Origin of the sequence: Streptomyces sp. yr375, from assembly GCF_900110755.1 — a bacterium.
GTDB lineage: Bacteria > Actinomycetota > Actinomycetes > Streptomycetales > Streptomycetaceae > Streptomyces.
On sequence record NZ_FOFF01000069.1, the window covers coordinates 1 to 15108 of the forward strand.

Consider the following 15108-nt stretch of genomic DNA (forward strand, 5'->3'; position numbering starts at 1 on the left):
TGCAGTGCCAGCGCCGGGCCGAGGTGATCGACGATCCGGTCGGCCGCGGACTTGGACACCCCGAACAGCGGCGCCAGTTGGCGCAGGGTCAGGTTGGTCCGCCAGTACGCGGCGACCAGCAGGACTCGGTCCTCCAGTGGCAGGCTCCACGGCCGGCCCTTGCGGACCGGGTCTGCACCCTCACGCCGCAACGCGGTGATCAGCTTGCCGAACTGACGCGGGCTCAGCCCGGTGAACGGGGCTATCCAGGACGGCTCCGACGCCGTGATCACACCAGACACGGCAAGATCATCTCATCCGTGACCAGCAGTTACGGGACAGCTCTTAGGTGGGCCGGAGAGCGAGGAGAAGCTCGCCGACCGGCACCGGCGGTATCTGGAGGTGTCCCCCGGCTGTATGTACCGGGTCGTGCTCGCGGACGGCGGGCAGAGCGTCGGGTCGATCGGGTACTGGGAGACCGAGTGGCGCGGCGGGGTGGTGTGGGAGACGGGCTGGGGGATCCTGCCCGAGTTCCAGGGCAGAGGGCTCGCCGCGCTGGCGGCGCGGGCGCTCGTGGCCGTCGTCGGACAGGCGGCGGGCGGTCATCCGGCCCTGCACGCCTTCCCCAAGGTCGACAACGCTCCGTCCAACGGGGTGTGCCGCAAGGCCGGGTTCACTCTGCTCGGGCAGGTCGACCTGGAGTACCCGAAGGGGAACCCGATCCGGTCCAACGACTGGTACGTCGACCTGCGGAGCACCGGGACGGGGAGCGGCACGGGGGCCAGCACCGGTGCCGGGACCAGCACCGGCTAGTGCCTGCCGCGTCCTGGGCAGCCGGTCTCGTCTCCGCCGGTCTCGTCTCAGCCCGCGTGGACGTCGCCTTCTGTCGCCGTCATGTCCTGGGTGCCGATGACGCCGAGCAGTTCGAGCTGGGCGGCGCCCTCGGTGCCGGGCGGGGCCGTGAACCACAGGAGGCGCTGGCGGCCGTCCTCGCTGAACAGGCTGTGGCAGTCCAGCTCGATGACGCCCAGCGTGGGGTGCACGATGCGCTTGTGATCGGCGCGGCGCAGTCCGACGTCGTGGGTGTCCCACAGGGCGGCGAACTCCGCGCTGCGCCGCCGCAGCGCGGCCGTCATCCCGGCGACCTCGCTGTCGCGGCCCCGGCGGGCGGCGACCGCCTGCAGGTCGGCGACGAAGACCCGTGAGTGGTGCGGATGGTCCTCGGGCGGGTAGAGCGCGCGGGCGGCCGGATCGGTGAACCAGCGGTACGCGAAGCCGGTGGCGGGGCCGCCCGGCCGCGAAGCCCGGCCGAGCAGCGCCGCGGCCGGCTCGTTCTGTACGAGGGTCTCGTGCAGGTCGGTGATCACCTGGGCCGGGGTGGTGGCCAGCCGGTCCAGCAGCCCGAGCAGGGCGGGCTGCACGTGCCGCCCGTGCGCGCCGTGCGCCGACGCGGGCAGCGGCCGGTCGGCGAGGTGGAACAGGTGGTCGCGCTGGTCGCCGCCCAGCCGCAGCGCCCGGGCGAGGGCGGCCAGGGTCTGCGCCGAGGGCTGGGCACCGCGCCCGCGCTCCAACTCGGTGTAGTAGTCGGCCGACAGGCCCGCCAGTTGGGCGACCTCCTCGCGCCGCAGACCGGGCACCCGGCGTCGGGGCCCGGCGGGCAGACCGACGTCGACCGGCCGGATCCGGTCACGCCGGGACCTGAGGAACGCCGCAAGCTCGGGAAGGTTCACCCACTCATCGTCGCCCCCCGGGCGGGGTCCGAGCCAGGGGCCGGCAACCCCTGGGTGGGCTCAGCCCTGGCCGGATCGGGCGACCCCGACGGATGGTTGCCCCAGTTGCCCCATCGGGGTCGGCCACCTGCTCGTCGCGAGCAGCTCCGGCGCACCCCCCTCGTACGAAGTACGAAGCACGAAGAGAGAGAAGAGATCAGCATGCCGTTCGCGAACTTCAAGGTCCCCGTCGGAGCCCTCACCGCAGAGCAGAAGGAGCAGATCATCACGCGCACGACCGACCTGTACGCCGAGATCTTCGGCGACGGCGCCCGGGCCACCACCCTCGTCCTGGTCGAAGAGGTCGCCGACGCAGGCTGGGGCATCGGCGGCGGTGTCCTGACCCTTGCCAAGATCCAGCAGACACCGCAGGAGTGACGGACCGTCAGGTCACCGTAACGTCACTGCCCGCAGCGCGGGAACCCGGCGGCTACGTCAACTCCCGTACCAGGCGCGCCGTTACCGGCACCGGCACCCCGTGCCGTTCGGCCGCGCGGAGCAACGCCCCGCCGATCGCGTCGAGTTCGAGGGGGCGGCCCGCCTCGGCGTCGCGTTGCATGGAGGACCTGGTGGTGGGGGCGAAGGCGTCGTACCGGGCGAGTGCCCGGGCCGGGTCGGCGGGGGCGCCGCAGGCGCGGCTGACGGCGGCGGTCTCCTCGACCAGGGCGGTCAGCTCCGCGCGGTGCCGGGTGCGGACCTCGCCGAGGGGCAGGCCGTGCCGGGTGGTGAGCAGGGCGAGGGGCGCGAGGAACGCCATCTTCGCCCACAGGACGGCCGTCTCGTCCGGCAGGACGCGGACGGTCGGACCGGCCGCCGTCAGCGCCCGCGCGAGCGCGTCGAGGCGGGGGCGCGGCACGGCGTCGCCGGTCAGGTCGACCTCCGCGAAAGGGGTCCCGTGCTCGATCACGCCCGGGGCGAGACGGGTCGACTCGACGCGGATCACGGCCGGGGCGACCCGGTCGGGGCGGTGGTGGGCGCGGAGGACGGCCGGGTGCTCGACGCCGTTCAGGAAGGGGACGAGGAGGGTGTCGTCGCCGAGCGCCCGGGCCGGGACGCGGGTCAGGGCGGCGTCGAGGGCGGTGTGCTTGACGGCGATCAGGACCGCGTCGACCGGGGCGCGCAACTCGGTGTCCGCGTCGACACGAGCCGTGAAGTCGCCGAACGCAGCGCTGCGGACGCGGATGCCGTGGGCGCGCAGGGCCGTGGCCGTGGCCTCGCCGGCCAGGCAGGTCACCCGGTGTCCGGCCCCAGACAGCAGGGCCGCGAGCAGACCGCCCACCCCGCCGGGGCCGAGCACGGCGACGCTGAGCACGTCGTTGTTCGTCATATGAAGGTGTTCCTCTCGTGGGTCGGCCCCGCAGGGGTGCGGTGGCCGCCTCGGACGCGATCATGGCACGCGGCCGGGGTCCCGAGGGAGACTGGGGACATGTGCCGGAGTATCAAGACGCTGCGTCCGCCCGTACTGCCCGAAGAGGCCACGGAGGACGAGATTCGCGCCGCAGCCCTGCAGTACGTACGCAAGGTGTCCGGGTTCCGGGCGCCGGCCGAGCACAACCGGGAGGTGTTCGACAGAGCGGTCGACGTCATCGCGGCGGCCACGGCTGAGCTGCTGGACGGCCTGGAGGTGCGCGGCGCGCACCGGTCACCGGCCGCGTGAGGGCACGTACGACGCTCGAGTGACGCCCGCGTCAGGCATGCGGCCGGCGCGGCCTTACGCCGGTTGCCGCCGCATCACGTACGCCGCGCCCGCGCCCGCGCCGAACAGCGCGAGCACCGACACGCCCGTCGCCAGCCACGTCGTGCCCAGCCAGTGGGCGCCGAAGTAGCCGAGGGCGACGCTGTAGGCCGCCCAGGACAGGCCGGCCAGCGCGGACCAGGGGAGGAAGTCACGGGCGCGGCGATGGGCCGCGCCCGCGATGAGGGAGACGACGGAACGCCCGGCCGGCGCGAACCGCGCCAGCACGACCAGCGCGCCGCCGCCTCGCGCGAGCGCGTCGCCGAGACGTTCCTGCGCGGTGGTCAGCCGGCGGGAGCGGGAGATCGCCCGGTCCAGGCGCTCACCGCCGCGCCAGGCCAGCCGGTAGGCGACCAGGTCGCCGAGGACCGAGGCCGTCGTCGCGGAGAGGATCAGGACCATGATGTCGGGGACGTCGTGCGGGACCTGGCCTGCCGCCGCCGCTCCCGAGCCCGCCGCAGCGGCCGTCGCCGCCGTGATGACGAGCACTCCGCTGGGCAGCACCGGCAGGAACACGTCGAGGAGGACCGACAGGCCCACCAACGCGTAGATCCAGGGGCTGCCGAGCAACGCCCCCACACTCTCGAACACCGCAGACTCTCCCCGTGTATCCCCCGTGACGTCCGACCGTGTGGTGCCGCTGTGTCGCGGGGGAGCGGCAGGTGCGGCCATGACAGCCATACAGCGTACGCCGGGGGCGTGACAGCGGATTCACGGGGGCTCGTGTGTTCGGCACACCATGTTCACCGAAGCCGAACCACGACCGCCCGGACTCCGACGGAGCCCGGGCGGTCGTACAACACGGCACTGTTGCAGTGCTGTTGGTGTGGGTCAGGCGGCGACGGTGGCCTTCTGCGCCGCGGGCTCCTGCTCGTCGGCCGTGCGGCGGCCGGTGAACAGGCTGTCCAGGCCGAGGGCGCCGGAACCGGTGAAGACCAGCAGCAGGAAGGCCCAGCAGAACATCGCCGAGGCCTCGCCGCCGTTCTGCATCGGGAACAGGCCCATGGACTGGTGCACGTTGAAGTAGGCGTACGCCATCGAGCCCGAGGCGAGGAACGCGGCGCCGCGGGTGCCGAGGCCGAGCAGCACCAGGACACCGCAGACGAGCTGGATCACGGCGGCGTACCAGCCGGGCCAGGCGCCGGCGTCTATGGTGCCGCCCTTGCTGCCCATGGCGCCGCCGAGGACGCCGAAGAGCGAGGCCGCGCCGTGGCAGGCGAAGAGCAGGCCTACGACGATGCGGAAAAGGGCGATCGCATAGGGCTGTGCGGAGTTGAGACGAGCGGACATGGTGGGGGGTGCTCCTTCGGTGTCGGTCTGTGCCGGTCCCGGACAGGGGACGGGACCGATCGGTGGGGGCGGCGGTACCGAATGAGCGTCACGTTAGGCGTACCTAAACGATGGTTGCAAGTTCAACTTTTAGCCACGGCTTACACCCCATCCGGGGCCCGTTTTCCGCCTCCGCGCCACCTTCGCACCGCCTCCGTGGCACGTGGGCGACGCGCGGAACGGCACTCGCCGGCGCACCCGAGCTCGAAAGTTTGACCGAATCCACTCTAGGGTGGGGTGTGCCCGCCAGGGCGACCCGCTGCACACCCTTTGTGGTCACTCTGAAGGTGAACTCCGTTGAGTGCAAACGACTCTGACGAACCATCAGATACTAGGCGAGCTGTGTTACATCCAACTCCCGGTCATGTAAACGGGGGCCGATGGAGGACCTGGGTCGGCTGCTCGGACGACGGCGGGCCCGGCGGTGGTGGAGGTGGTGGGGGGTGCGGCGGCGGGGGCTGGTCCTTGAGCAGGGGCAGCGGGGTGTGCAGGTGCCAGATGCCGGGGAGGTCGAGTCGGCCCTGCCGCTCCGCCAGCGGGATCTGTTGGACGGCGAGACGTGCCTCCAGCACGCACTGTCCGCTGCGTACGGCGACCACGTGGGCGTCGCGTACGACGGTGACGAGCCCGCTGATCCGGAAGAAAAGGTCGAGCCAGACGTCGAGGGTGCCGACCTTGGCGCCGTCCAGGAAGACGTCGACGTAGGGGTGGTGGTTGGACGTGATCTCGTGGCTCGCCAGCGCGACCACCTCCTCGCTGCCCGGGGCGGCCCGGGTGCGGCGCGCGGCCTCGGTGAGGGCGGCGTGTCTGCGCCAGCCGCCGGCGGCCACGTCGAAGACGTCGAGGGAGAGGAAGGAGCCGATGGAGCCCGCCAGTTCGTGTTCGACGGCCTGGTCGGCCGCGGGCGGTAGGGGGCGCGTACCGCGGAGGAGCTCGTTGGCCGCGCCGGCGCTGTGGAGTGGGCCGGCGAGGGCGTCGGCCGTGTCGGGGCAGTCCGGGCCGAGCAGGAAGGCGCGGACCGTGAACGGTTCCGCCGGAGCGGTCGTGGTCATGGCTTCACCTCGCCAGTGATCGTCAGTAGGTCTTCAGCAGGTCTCTTCAGTAGGTCTCTTCAGTAGGTCCTCGGCAGGTCATGGCAGGTCATCAGTAGGCCTTCAGTGGAAGCGCTGGTCGCCCGGGTCCGGGTGGGGTTCGAGTCGTACGGTGCGGTTCGCCGAATCGCTGTCACGCCGCTCGCGCAGCTCGACCGTTCCGGACCCGGCGGACCCGGAGCGCAGTGCGGTGCTGATGTGGTCGCGGACCCAGCGCGGTCCGCGTTGGCGGTGGTTCATCAGGGAGGACAGGAGCCCCAGGAGCAGGAGGGCCCCGAACACGGAAGGCCCGACCACCCATCCGACGGGCATCGCCGTGCCCCCACCATCGCCACCGCCGGTCCCGCCGATGGCCCCCGGGTCGGTCGCACCGGTCGTGCCGTTGCCGGTGCCGTTCGACTCCCTGTTGGTGCCGTCGCTCTCCGTTCCGCCGTTGCTCGAGTCACCGGGGCTGGGGCTGTTCGATTCCGTGCCCGTCACCGTGAAATCGGCGTCGGAGTAGTACTCGTCGGCGGACTGCGTGCAGGCGGCCCGTACGGTGTGCGTGGTCGCGGACGAACCCTCCGGCACGTCGAAGTCCTCTTCGAAGTCTCCCTCGGTCGAGACCTTGGCCCCCGTGACGAGTTCGTCGCCGTCGTCCCACGACACACTCACCTCCGAGCACGGGAATCCCGAACCTGTGACCGTGACGGATGTCCCCGAAGAGCCGCTGGTGGGATCCAGCGCGATGTCGGGATCCCGGTCCGGGGCCGGTGTGAGCGTGAACCTCGCGGTGCCGTAGGTCTTGTTGCCGCACGACGCCCCGACGGTGTGAGCGCGGAAGGCGTCGTCGTCCGGGACCTCGAACGTGTCTCCGGAGCCGATGAGCTTCCTGTCCCAGTAGATGCCGGTGATGACGCCGGCCCCGACTCGAGCCGGTGTCCAAGCCGCTGGTGGCTCGAAGTCACCGTCGTCGTCCGGTGGGGAGGGGGAAGATTCGTCAGGCAAATCGTCAGGTTCGGAAGGTTCGGGAGGTTCGGGACTGGACCTGGTGCAACTGTCGAACGTTATGTGGACCAGAGTCCCCGGCGGCCCCTCGGACGGGCTGAGGGTGATCGACTCCTGCTGTGCCACCGCGGCCGACGCCCAGGACGCCGTCGGGGCCCACCCGATCGCGATGCTCACCAGCACGGCGGTCAGGCATTGCCAGAAGAATCGCGCAGCGGATGTCATGAGCCGAAGCAAGCTGGGGTGAAGAGGGAGCCGCTTTTATTCTCCGCCGTCTCGCCGTTTTCCGCGCGCCGACAGATCTGCGGCGAGCAGCCCCACCATGCCGTCGCATGATGGGGCTGCTCCGAGCCGGTGCGGGTCGGCCGAGTGCTCAGACGGTGCCGAACTCACCCGTCTTGACGCCCGTCACGAACGAGGTGAACGCGACGGCGGGGAGCTCCAGAACCGGACCGGCCGGGTTCTTGAAGTCACGCACGGGGACCATGCCGTGCGAGACGGTCAGGTTGGCGGCGACCTCGACGCAGGCGCCACCGTTGTCGCTGTACGAGGACTTGAACCAACGCGGGGATTCGGTCGTCACGGGGTGCCCTTTCGTACCTCGTTGATCAAGGGCACGGGTGCCGCCTGTGACAGCGCTTCGGCCTGTAGCTGATGGCAGGCCGTCAGCATGGGCAACACGGACACGCTTTCGCGGTCCAGGTGCCCCTGTGCCTGAGACTCGGCCCGCTCGAACGCATCGCCCGTCCCTAACGCCTTGTCAGCACTGCGCGCGAACGCAACGTTGGAGATTTGCGACCGGTTTCAACCGACGAGAGATGCGTGCCGGAATGGCCCATCTGTTCGCCCAGGGCCTCTTGTGCCATGCCGAGCGCCTCGCGTGCGGAGCGCGGGCGTGCGCCGAAGGCGGCCTCCATCAGAGGGCCCTGCTTCTTCGGCGACTTCCAGGCGACTTCGGGCGGTTTCCAGGCGGCTTCCTGAAGGGCACGCTGGTTTGCCTAATCAGAGTAGGTAAACGCATAATCATCTACCGTAGAACTTGAAGGTGATTCGGAGGATGGTTATGGCTCGGGTAGGACTGACCGCGGAGCGCCTGGTTCGGGCGGGGGCGGAGTTGGCCGACGAGATCGGGTTCGAGCAGGCGACCCCCGCGGAGCTCGCCCGGCGGTTCGGTGTCAAGACCGCGAGTCTGTACTCGCATCTGGCGAGCGCCCATGACCTGAAGACCAAGATCGCCCTGTTGGCCCTGGAGGAACTCGCCGACCGCGTATCCGCCGCGGTGGCCGGGCGGGCCGGTAAAGACGCCCTGGTCGCCTTCGCGAACGCCTACCGCGACTACGCCCTCGAGCACCCGGGCCGCTTCGCCGCCGCCCGGTTCCGGCTCGACCCGCAGACGGCGGCCGCCAGTGCCGGGGTCCGGCACGCTCAGATGACGCGCGCGATCCTGCGCGGCTACGACCTGGCCGAACCGCACCAGACGCACGCGGTGCGGCTGTTGGGAAGCGTCTTCAGCGGCTACGTCGGCCTGGAGACCGCCGGAGGCTTCAGCCACAGCGCCCCCGACGCACAGGAAAGCTGGACCGAGATCCTCAACGCGCTCGACACCCTGCTGACCAACTGGCCCACCACCACCTGACCAACCCTCCCGGCCACACCCGCCCCCCCTGCCAGTCGCCCTCCTGATCAAGGAGACCGAGGACATGCCCACCGAGCCCGACTGGACCACCACCCCCATCACCGCTGACCTCCTGCGCGGCGCCCTCGACCTGGAACACACCGAACGCGGCGTACTGCCGCACCGGTTGCCCGCGTGCGCCCGCCGGCAGATACCCGACGGCCAACTGGCGATGGCGGAGTCGCAGCCCTCCGGCGTGCGACTGGTCTTCCGCACCGCGGCCACCGCCGTCGAGTTGGACGTCGTGGCCACCAAGCGGGCCTATGCCGGAGCGCCGCCACGCTCCGACGGGGTGTACGAGCTTCTCGTCGACGGACGGCTCACGGGCCGGGCCGGGGTGCCGGACGGCGACGTACTCACCATCGACATGGCCGCCGGGACCGCGGAAACGCGTCCCGGGCCGGTGCGGACCCTGCGGTTCACCGGCCTGTCCGGCGACGAGAAGGACGTCGAGATCTGGCTGCCGCACGACGAGACCACCCGCCTGGTCACCCTGCGCACCAACGCCCCCGTCCGGAACGCGCCGCCCCACGGCCGCAAGGTCTGGCTGCACCACGGCAGTTCGATCAGTCAGGGCTCCAACGCCACCGCCCCGACCGGGACTTGGCCCGCCGTGGCCGCGGCCCTGGGCAAGGTGGAGCTGGTGAACCTGGGATTCGGCGGCAGCGCCCTGCTCGACCCGTTCACCGCCCGCGCGATCCGCGACGCCCCTGCCGACCTGATCAGCCTCAAGATCGGCATCAACGTCGTCAACGCAGACCTGATGCGGCTGCGCGCGTTCGGCCCGGCCGTCCACGGCTTCCTCGACACCATCCGTGACGGACACCCCACGACCCCTCTCCTGGTCGTATCCCCCCTCTACTGCCCCATCCACGAGAACACCCCCGGGCCCACCGCCCCGGACTTCAGCGCGCTGAGCGAGGGACGGGTGCGGTTCATGAGCACCGGCGGCACTGGCAGCACCGGCGATCCCGCCCAGACCGCCGCCGGGAAACTGACCCTCACCTTGATCCGGGACGAACTCACCCGCATCGTCCACCGGCGCGCCGCCACCGACCCGAACCTGCACTACCTCGACGGCCTCGCCCTCTACGGCAAGACCGACCACGCGAAATGGCCGCTGCCCGACGAACTCCACCCGGACCCGGCCACCCACCACCACATCGGCGAACGCTTCGCCCACCTCGCCTTCGGCAACGGCGGCCCGTTCACCCTGGCTGACGCCCAGACTGATCACGGTGACGGGACGGTCACTGTTGGGTGCGGGAACTCCGTTGGGAATCCGGCCCGTTGGGATCGAGTGCCGTTCGGATCCGGTCGAGCCACTCCGTGCCCAGTCGGCGGCCGTCCGGGAGTTGGTCGTGCCGGTCCCAGCGCCAGGCCGTGATCATCGCCAGGACGAGGATCCGGCACTCGCGCAACAGGTCTCGGTCGACGCCCGGATAGTGCTCGCCGACTTCCTCGGCCGCGTGGGCGAGGTCGAACTCGACGGGCCCACGGCAGCATGTCTCGAGGTCGATGAACAGCGGCCCGTTCTTCGTGGTGAGCAGGTTGCCCGGGTGGGGTTCGCCGTGCAGCAGTTGCTCGGGGGCGGCGCGCTCGCCGATCGCGCGTCTCAGGTTGCGCAGCGTCTCGCCGAGCAGTTCCCGGTCGGCGTCGGCGAGTGCCGGAGTGCGGTCGCGGTGCGCCACGAGTCGCTGCGCCTGCTCGACCCGGTCCGTGAAGTGCGGTGTCGGGACGTCGAGTTGGCGCATGCCGGCATGCAGTCGATGGAGCGCGTCGGCGTAGTCGGCCGGTGGGATCTCGCGATGCGTCACGGGGCCGTAGTAGGTCCACAGCGTGACCACGAAGCCGTCACGTTCATGGACGCGTGGCTCCACCCGGGGGTCGAGAGCGGCCACCGGGCACCCGGACGCGGAGAGCCGCTGGGCAAGGTCGACCTCGAACCGCGCGACCTGATCCGCCGTAGGTGCCACCCGGGCGAGGACCTCACAGGGCAGCAGCCGCAGAGTGAGCTTGTTCGAGTCGTGGAGAACGATCGCGTCGTCCGCCGCCAGACCGAGCGACGAGGCGGTCCACATGGCCGCGGCCACCGCACGCCTGACCTCTGATGCCTGCATCGGCACCTGCTCCTCTCCCCTGCGCACGTACCGGTCAGGGTGTCAGGTCGGACTCGTTAACGGTCGCCAACGCCCCGTCCCCCCGGGCCTGTTCCAGTCGCAGCCGGGCCGAACGGCCTTGCAGGGTCAGGGACATGAGCTGGTTGCCGAACCACGGGCCGCCTGTGCGACGCCAGTTGACCGGCGGGCGCGGGCAGTGGCCGTGCCGGCGGAAGCGGCGGCCGAGCGCACGGGCCAGGGCGCTCCAGCCGAAGCGGAAGCCCACCTTTATCGACAGGGGGATGGAGTTGTGGACGGGGGAGCAGGTGAGCTGGAACACCCGCGCGTCCGGCCCGGCCGCCCCGCCGCCCCCTGTTGCTTCGGGCCAGCGGGCCTCCGCCACGTACGCGTGGTGTACGTCCCCGGAGAGGACGAGGACGGTCGCCGGGGCCCGCGCCCCCGTCCCCGCCTCGGCGATCAGCGCCGCCAGCGCGGTGAAGGAGGTCGGGAAGGCCGCCCAGTGCTCCAGGTCCGCCGCCCGCCGCAGCTTCTCCCCGAACCGGGCCCAGCGCACCCCGCGTTCACCCCGGCACAGGGCCGCGTCCCACTCCTCGGCGTCGTGCACCAGGTGCGGCAGCAGCCAGGGCAGGGAGGTGCCGATCAGGAGGTGGTCGTAGGAGCCGGGGCCGTCGAGGACCTGCTCGCGCAGCCACGCCGCCTCGCCGCGGGTGAGCATCGCGCGCTCGTCCTCCGCCAGGACCCGCGCGGCCCGGGTGTCGACCATCAGCAGCCGCACCCGCCCGAAGTCCCGCCGGTAGCTCCACCGTACGGACGCCGGGTCGGCGTCGGCGCGGCCGGCGAAGGCGCGCAGCACGTCGGTGCCGTCGGGGACGGCGCGTACGGCGGCGTAGACCGGGTCGGCGGCCAGCTCGGCCGGGGCGAGGTTGCCGAGGTGCTGGTGCACCCAGTACGACATCAGGCCGCTCAGCAGCCGCTCACTCCACCAGGGCGTGGCCCGCATGTCGGCCAGCCAGGCGGCGGAGGTGTTCCAGTCGTCGGCGATGTCGTGATCGTCGAAGACCATGCAACTCGGCACCGTGGACAGCAGCCAGCGCACCTCGGGGTCGAGCCAGGACTCGTAGTACAGCCAGGTGTACTCCTCGAAGTCCGCGACCTCGGCGCCCGGCGGATCCGCGAGGCCGCGGCGCGCGCCGATCCGCTCACGGGTCGCGTCGGACACCTCGTCGGCGTACACCTGGTCGCCCAACAGCAGGAGTACGTCGGGCCGTTCGCGTCCCGGGTCGGCGGCGAGGCGGGCGGCCAGGCTGTCCAGGGCGTCGGGGCCCACGGGGTCGTGCGCGTCGGCCGCGGGCGCCGCCCACCGGCAGGAGCCGAACGACACCCGCACCGCGTGGCCGTCGGCCTCGACGGCGGGGGCGTGGATCTCGGAGGGCGGGAAAGGCGAGTCGGGCAGCGGCCACACGAGGGTGCCGTCGAGGAGGACCTCGTACGCCGTCGCCGTACCCGCCGTCAGGCCGGTCACCGGGACCAGGGCGTAGTGATGGCCCGCCACCTGGAAGGTGCGGGCCGTGCCGCCGGCGCCGTCCGCGCAGCGCACCTCGGCGGCGCACGGACGGCTCGCCTCGACCCAGACGGTCGCGGACGAGCCGTCGGCGTACCTCAGCAGTGGTCCCAGCCGCAGTCCGGCCACCCGATCGCCCTCCTCCGTCGCCCCGTACGGTACGGCCAGTACGGCCATTACGGACGGTACGGAACGACGGAGGCCCGCGGCGAGTGCCCTGCGGTCACGGATCGATCAGATCAGCGGCCGGATCGATCGGCGGCCGGATCGATCGGCGGCCGGATCGATCAGCAGTTGGCCAGGTAGCTCGTCAGCGCGCTCTTCTCGGCGGAGTCGACCGAGAGGTCGTAGTAGTACTTCACCTGGACCCAGGCGCGGACGTAGGTGCATTGGTACGAGGTGAGCGACGGCATCCACTCGGCCGGGTCCTGGTCGCTCTTCTGCTGGTTCACGTTGTCCGTGACGGCGATGAGCTGCGGGCGGGTCACGTCGTTGGCGAAGGCCTGGCGCTGGGCGGTCGTCCAGGCGCTGGCGCCCGAGTCCCAGGCCTCGGCGAGCGGGACCAGGTGGTCGATGTCGAGGTCGGAGGCGGCGGTCCAGGTGGCGCCGTCGTACGGGGAGTACCAGCTTCCGCTGGTGGCCGTGCAGGCGGAGTTGGTGACGACGTTCGTACCGTCCCGCTTGAGGATGTACTCACGGGTGTTGCAGGTGCCGCTGATGGTGATCCAGGTGGGGAACAGGTCGCGTTGGTAGCCGGTGCGGTTCTCGGTCGCCACGGTGAGCGAGGCGAGGTAGGTGCGGGCGGTCGCGGCGCTGACCGGGGTGGGGAGAGCGGCGGAGGCGGTGGGGGCGGTGAACAGCGCGGCCGAGGCTATGAGGCCGGTGAGGGCGGCGACTATGCTCAGCCGTCCACGCGCGTAGAACTTCGACATGCGAACTCCATGGGGTGGTGGGGGTGTCGGAGCGCGAGCGTTGGGGTGTGGGCGTTGCGATGCGGCGGGCGTTGGAATGCTCGCGGTGCCGCATTGCGGGGAAGTGTGCGCCGGGTAAGAAGCTAGTGACGCGCGCATGACACGACAAGGTCTGCGGCAGGGTTCGTGGCGAGGTTTGCGACAAGGTTCATGACAAGGTTTACGGCGGAACGATCTCGTACACTGGGGAGCGCAGAAGGGGAGTAGCTCTTCGCCGGACCGTCGACATACTGCTCAGCTCGTCTGAGCCGGCGCCCGGAGGCGGACCCGTTGTGGCGGGTCGGCCAGCGAGACCTTCGGCAAGCAGTGCACATCCGTGCCGTACGGCGCGGATGACGTGTGCTGCCGTGCCGAGGTGTCTGTTCTGAAGGGTCGGGACTCTCGGTGGGGCGGCCCCCGACCGATAGAGGAACCTTGATCAGCATCACCGTGACGGCGGTCGTCTTCGGCGTCGTCTTCCTGGCCGAGCTGCCCGACAAGACCGCGCTCGCCGGCCTCGTCCTCGGCACCCGCTACCGCGCCTCGTACGTCTTCGCCGGCGTCGCCGCCGCCTTCGCGCTGCATGTCGCGCTGGCCGTCGCGGCGGGCAGCGTGCTGACCCTGCTCCCGCAGCAACTCGTACAGGCGCTGACGGGCGTGCTGTTCCTGGGCGGCGCGGCGGTGCTGCTGCTGAAGAAGGGCGACGGCGAGGAGGAGGTCCGGCGGCCCGAGGACCAGTCCTTCTGGAAGGTCGCGGGCGCGGGCTTCATGCTGATCCTGGTCGCCGAGTTCGGCGACCTCACGCAGATCATGACCGCCAACCTCGCCGCCCGCTACGACGACCCGCTCTCCGTCGGCCTCGGCGCGGTGCTCGCGCTGTGGACGGTCGCCGGTCTCGGCATCGTCGGCGGAAAGGCACTGATGAAGCGGGTGCCGCTGACGCTGATCACCCGGATCGCGGCGCTGCTGATGCTGGCGCTCGGCGTGTGGAGCCTGTGGGAGGCGATCGCGGGCTGAGGGCGGGCGGGCTTGAAAGACGGGCTTGAGGGACAGGGGTGAGGGGCAGGCTTGAGGGGCCGGCCGAGCTGAACGCGCGGTGAACGGTTGCCGGAGGTTTCCGGCGGGAGTGGCGGTGGGGCCCGAACATTTTGTACCGTGAGAAAACAAAGTGGCTCCCGCTCGTTTTCCCTGACCGGCGGGCGGGGCCACCTTGTTCTCTCTCCACCTGGAGCTGCTGATGCCGGTCCTGACCGCCCGCGCCCTCCTGCTCGACATGGACGGCACCCTCGTGAACTCCGACGCCGTCGTCGAGCGCATCTGGCGGCGCTGGGCCGACGAGCACGGGCTCGACGGGGACGAGGTCATGAAGGTCGTCCACGGCCGTCAGGGGCACGCCTCGATGGCCGTACTGCTGCCCGACCGGCCGGCGCACCTGAACCTCGCGGACAACGCGCGGATGCTCGCGCAGGAGACCGCCGACCTGGCGGGCGTCGTGCCGGTGCCCGGCGCCCCCGAGTTCCTCGCCTCCCTGCGGGGCGTCCCGCACGCACTGGTCACCTCGGCGGACGTCCCCCTGTCGACCGCCCGGATGGCCGCGGCGGGACTGCCCCTCCCCGACGTCCGCGTCACCGCCGAGTCGGTGGGCGCGAGCAAGCCGGACCCCGAGGGCTTCCTCAAGGGCGCGGCCGAACTGGGCATCGCCCCGGCGGACTGCGTCGTGTTCGAAGACTCCGGCGCGGGCATCGCGGCGGGGCGCGCGGCCGGGATGCGGGTCGTGGGAGTGGGGGCGCGGGCGGCGGCGCACGGGCCGGACGTGGTGGTGGAGGATCTGCGGGGGGTACGGGTGGAGGTCGCCGGGGGCGGAGTGCGCATTCACGCCGGGTGAGGACACTGCGGCGGGGGCCGGGGCGGG

General features: G+C 71.4%; 17 protein-coding genes and 3 pseudogenes. 7 read left to right on the forward strand and 13 right to left on the reverse strand.

The window, feature by feature from the left end:
* Positions 1-281, reverse strand: a 281-nt coding sequence (locus BMZ82_RS36860; RefSeq protein ID WP_143098987.1) for a helix-turn-helix domain-containing protein, incomplete at its 3' end; no start/stop codon positions are given.
* A 43-nt stretch (positions 282-324) separates the two neighbouring features.
* Here BMZ82_RS36860 and BMZ82_RS36865 point away from each other — a divergent pair.
* Positions 325-792: pseudogene (locus tag BMZ82_RS36865) on the forward strand (GNAT family N-acetyltransferase); the annotation flags it as partial.
* Positions 793-839: 47 nt separating this feature from the next.
* On the opposite strand, the gene BMZ82_RS36870 reads toward BMZ82_RS36865, so the two are convergent.
* A complete protein-coding gene (locus BMZ82_RS36870; RefSeq protein WP_093781764.1) occupies positions 840-1709 on the reverse strand; it encodes a helix-turn-helix transcriptional regulator in 870 nt (289 codons plus the stop codon).
* Positions 1710-1910: 201 nt separating this feature from the next.
* Between BMZ82_RS36870 and BMZ82_RS36875 the strand changes: the two genes are divergently transcribed.
* The gene (locus tag BMZ82_RS36875) at positions 1911-2126 is read left to right on the forward strand and encodes a tautomerase family protein (RefSeq protein ID WP_093781765.1); all 216 of its coding nucleotides are present in this window, start codon (positions 1911-1913) and stop codon (positions 2124-2126) included.
* 52 nt (positions 2127-2178) lie between these two features.
* Here the strand turns inward: BMZ82_RS36875 and BMZ82_RS36880 are convergent, their stop codons facing one another.
* Complete coding sequence (locus BMZ82_RS36880; RefSeq protein ID WP_093781766.1) at positions 2179-3075, reverse strand: ketopantoate reductase family protein; 897 nt, start codon at positions 3073-3075, stop codon at positions 2179-2181.
* A gap of 99 nt (positions 3076-3174) precedes the next feature.
* Between BMZ82_RS36880 and BMZ82_RS36885 the strand changes: the two genes are divergently transcribed.
* Positions 3175-3405: a DUF2277 domain-containing protein gene (locus BMZ82_RS36885; RefSeq protein WP_093781767.1), complete on the forward strand. Its 231-nt coding sequence runs from the start codon at positions 3175-3177 to the stop codon at positions 3403-3405.
* 54 nt (positions 3406-3459) lie between these two features.
* Here the strand turns inward: BMZ82_RS36885 and BMZ82_RS36890 are convergent, their stop codons facing one another.
* From BMZ82_RS36890 to BMZ82_RS42915, 7 genes and pseudogenes are all read right to left on the reverse strand, one after another.
* Positions 3460-4074 (reverse strand): DedA family protein, encoded by a 615-nt coding sequence (locus BMZ82_RS36890; protein WP_093781768.1) that lies wholly within the window; start codon positions 4072-4074, stop codon positions 3460-3462.
* 240 nt (positions 4075-4314) lie between these two features.
* A complete protein-coding gene (locus BMZ82_RS36895) occupies positions 4315-4773 on the reverse strand; it encodes a DoxX family protein (RefSeq protein WP_093781769.1) in 459 nt (152 codons plus the stop codon).
* 401 nt (positions 4774-5174) lie between these two features.
* Positions 5175-5864 (reverse strand): hypothetical protein, encoded by a 690-nt coding sequence (locus BMZ82_RS36900; RefSeq protein WP_093781770.1) that lies wholly within the window; start codon positions 5862-5864, stop codon positions 5175-5177.
* 102 nt (positions 5865-5966) lie between these two features.
* Positions 5967-6890: a hypothetical protein gene (locus BMZ82_RS36905; protein ID WP_093781771.1), complete on the reverse strand. Its 924-nt coding sequence runs from the start codon at positions 6888-6890 to the stop codon at positions 5967-5969.
* Positions 6891-7263: 373 nt separating this feature from the next.
* A complete protein-coding gene (locus BMZ82_RS36915; protein ID WP_093781773.1) occupies positions 7264-7473 on the reverse strand; it encodes a DUF397 domain-containing protein in 210 nt (69 codons plus the stop codon).
* Positions 7470-7616: pseudogene (locus BMZ82_RS42910) on the reverse strand (DNA-binding protein); the annotation flags it as partial. The pseudogene BMZ82_RS42910 and the gene BMZ82_RS36915, both read right to left, overlap by 4 nt.
* Before the next feature lie 23 nt (positions 7617-7639).
* Positions 7640-7807: a helix-turn-helix transcriptional regulator gene (locus BMZ82_RS42915; protein ID WP_371271354.1), complete on the reverse strand. Its 168-nt coding sequence runs from the start codon at positions 7805-7807 to the stop codon at positions 7640-7642.
* A 146-nt stretch (positions 7808-7953) separates the two neighbouring features.
* Here BMZ82_RS42915 and BMZ82_RS36925 point away from each other — a divergent pair, with 146 nt between their 5' ends.
* Both BMZ82_RS36925 and BMZ82_RS36930 read left to right on the forward strand, forming a co-directional pair.
* Positions 7954-8526 (forward strand): TetR/AcrR family transcriptional regulator, encoded by a 573-nt coding sequence (locus BMZ82_RS36925; protein ID WP_093781774.1) that lies wholly within the window; start codon positions 7954-7956, stop codon positions 8524-8526.
* A 64-nt stretch (positions 8527-8590) separates the two neighbouring features.
* Positions 8591-9952, forward strand: coding sequence for a GDSL-type esterase/lipase family protein (locus BMZ82_RS36930; RefSeq protein WP_093781775.1), 1362 nt, complete (start codon positions 8591-8593; stop codon positions 9950-9952).
* Here BMZ82_RS36930 and BMZ82_RS42405 read toward each other — a convergent pair.
* The 3 genes and pseudogenes from BMZ82_RS42405 to BMZ82_RS36945 form a co-directional block, all read right to left on the reverse strand.
* Positions 9855-10685, reverse strand: a pseudogene (locus BMZ82_RS42405) (phosphotransferase); the annotation flags it as partial. The gene BMZ82_RS36930 and the pseudogene BMZ82_RS42405 sit on opposite strands and share 98 nt — an antisense overlap.
* 34 nt (positions 10686-10719) lie before the next feature.
* Positions 10720-12375: an alkaline phosphatase D family protein gene (locus BMZ82_RS36940; RefSeq protein ID WP_093781777.1), complete on the reverse strand. Its 1656-nt coding sequence runs from the start codon at positions 12373-12375 to the stop codon at positions 10720-10722.
* Between the two features lie 158 nt (positions 12376-12533).
* A complete protein-coding gene (locus tag BMZ82_RS36945) occupies positions 12534-13178 on the reverse strand; it encodes an HNH endonuclease family protein (protein ID WP_093781778.1) in 645 nt (214 codons plus the stop codon).
* Between the two features lie 453 nt (positions 13179-13631).
* Here BMZ82_RS36945 and BMZ82_RS36950 point away from each other — a divergent pair, with 453 nt between their 5' ends.
* Positions 13632-14213: a TMEM165/GDT1 family protein gene (locus tag BMZ82_RS36950; protein ID WP_093781779.1), complete on the forward strand. Its 582-nt coding sequence runs from the start codon at positions 13632-13634 to the stop codon at positions 14211-14213.
* A gap of 220 nt (positions 14214-14433) precedes the next feature.
* The gene (locus BMZ82_RS36955) at positions 14434-15081 is read left to right on the forward strand and encodes an HAD-IA family hydrolase (protein ID WP_093781780.1); all 648 of its coding nucleotides are present in this window, start codon (positions 14434-14436) and stop codon (positions 15079-15081) included.
* Positions 15082-15108: the final 27 nt, after the last annotated feature.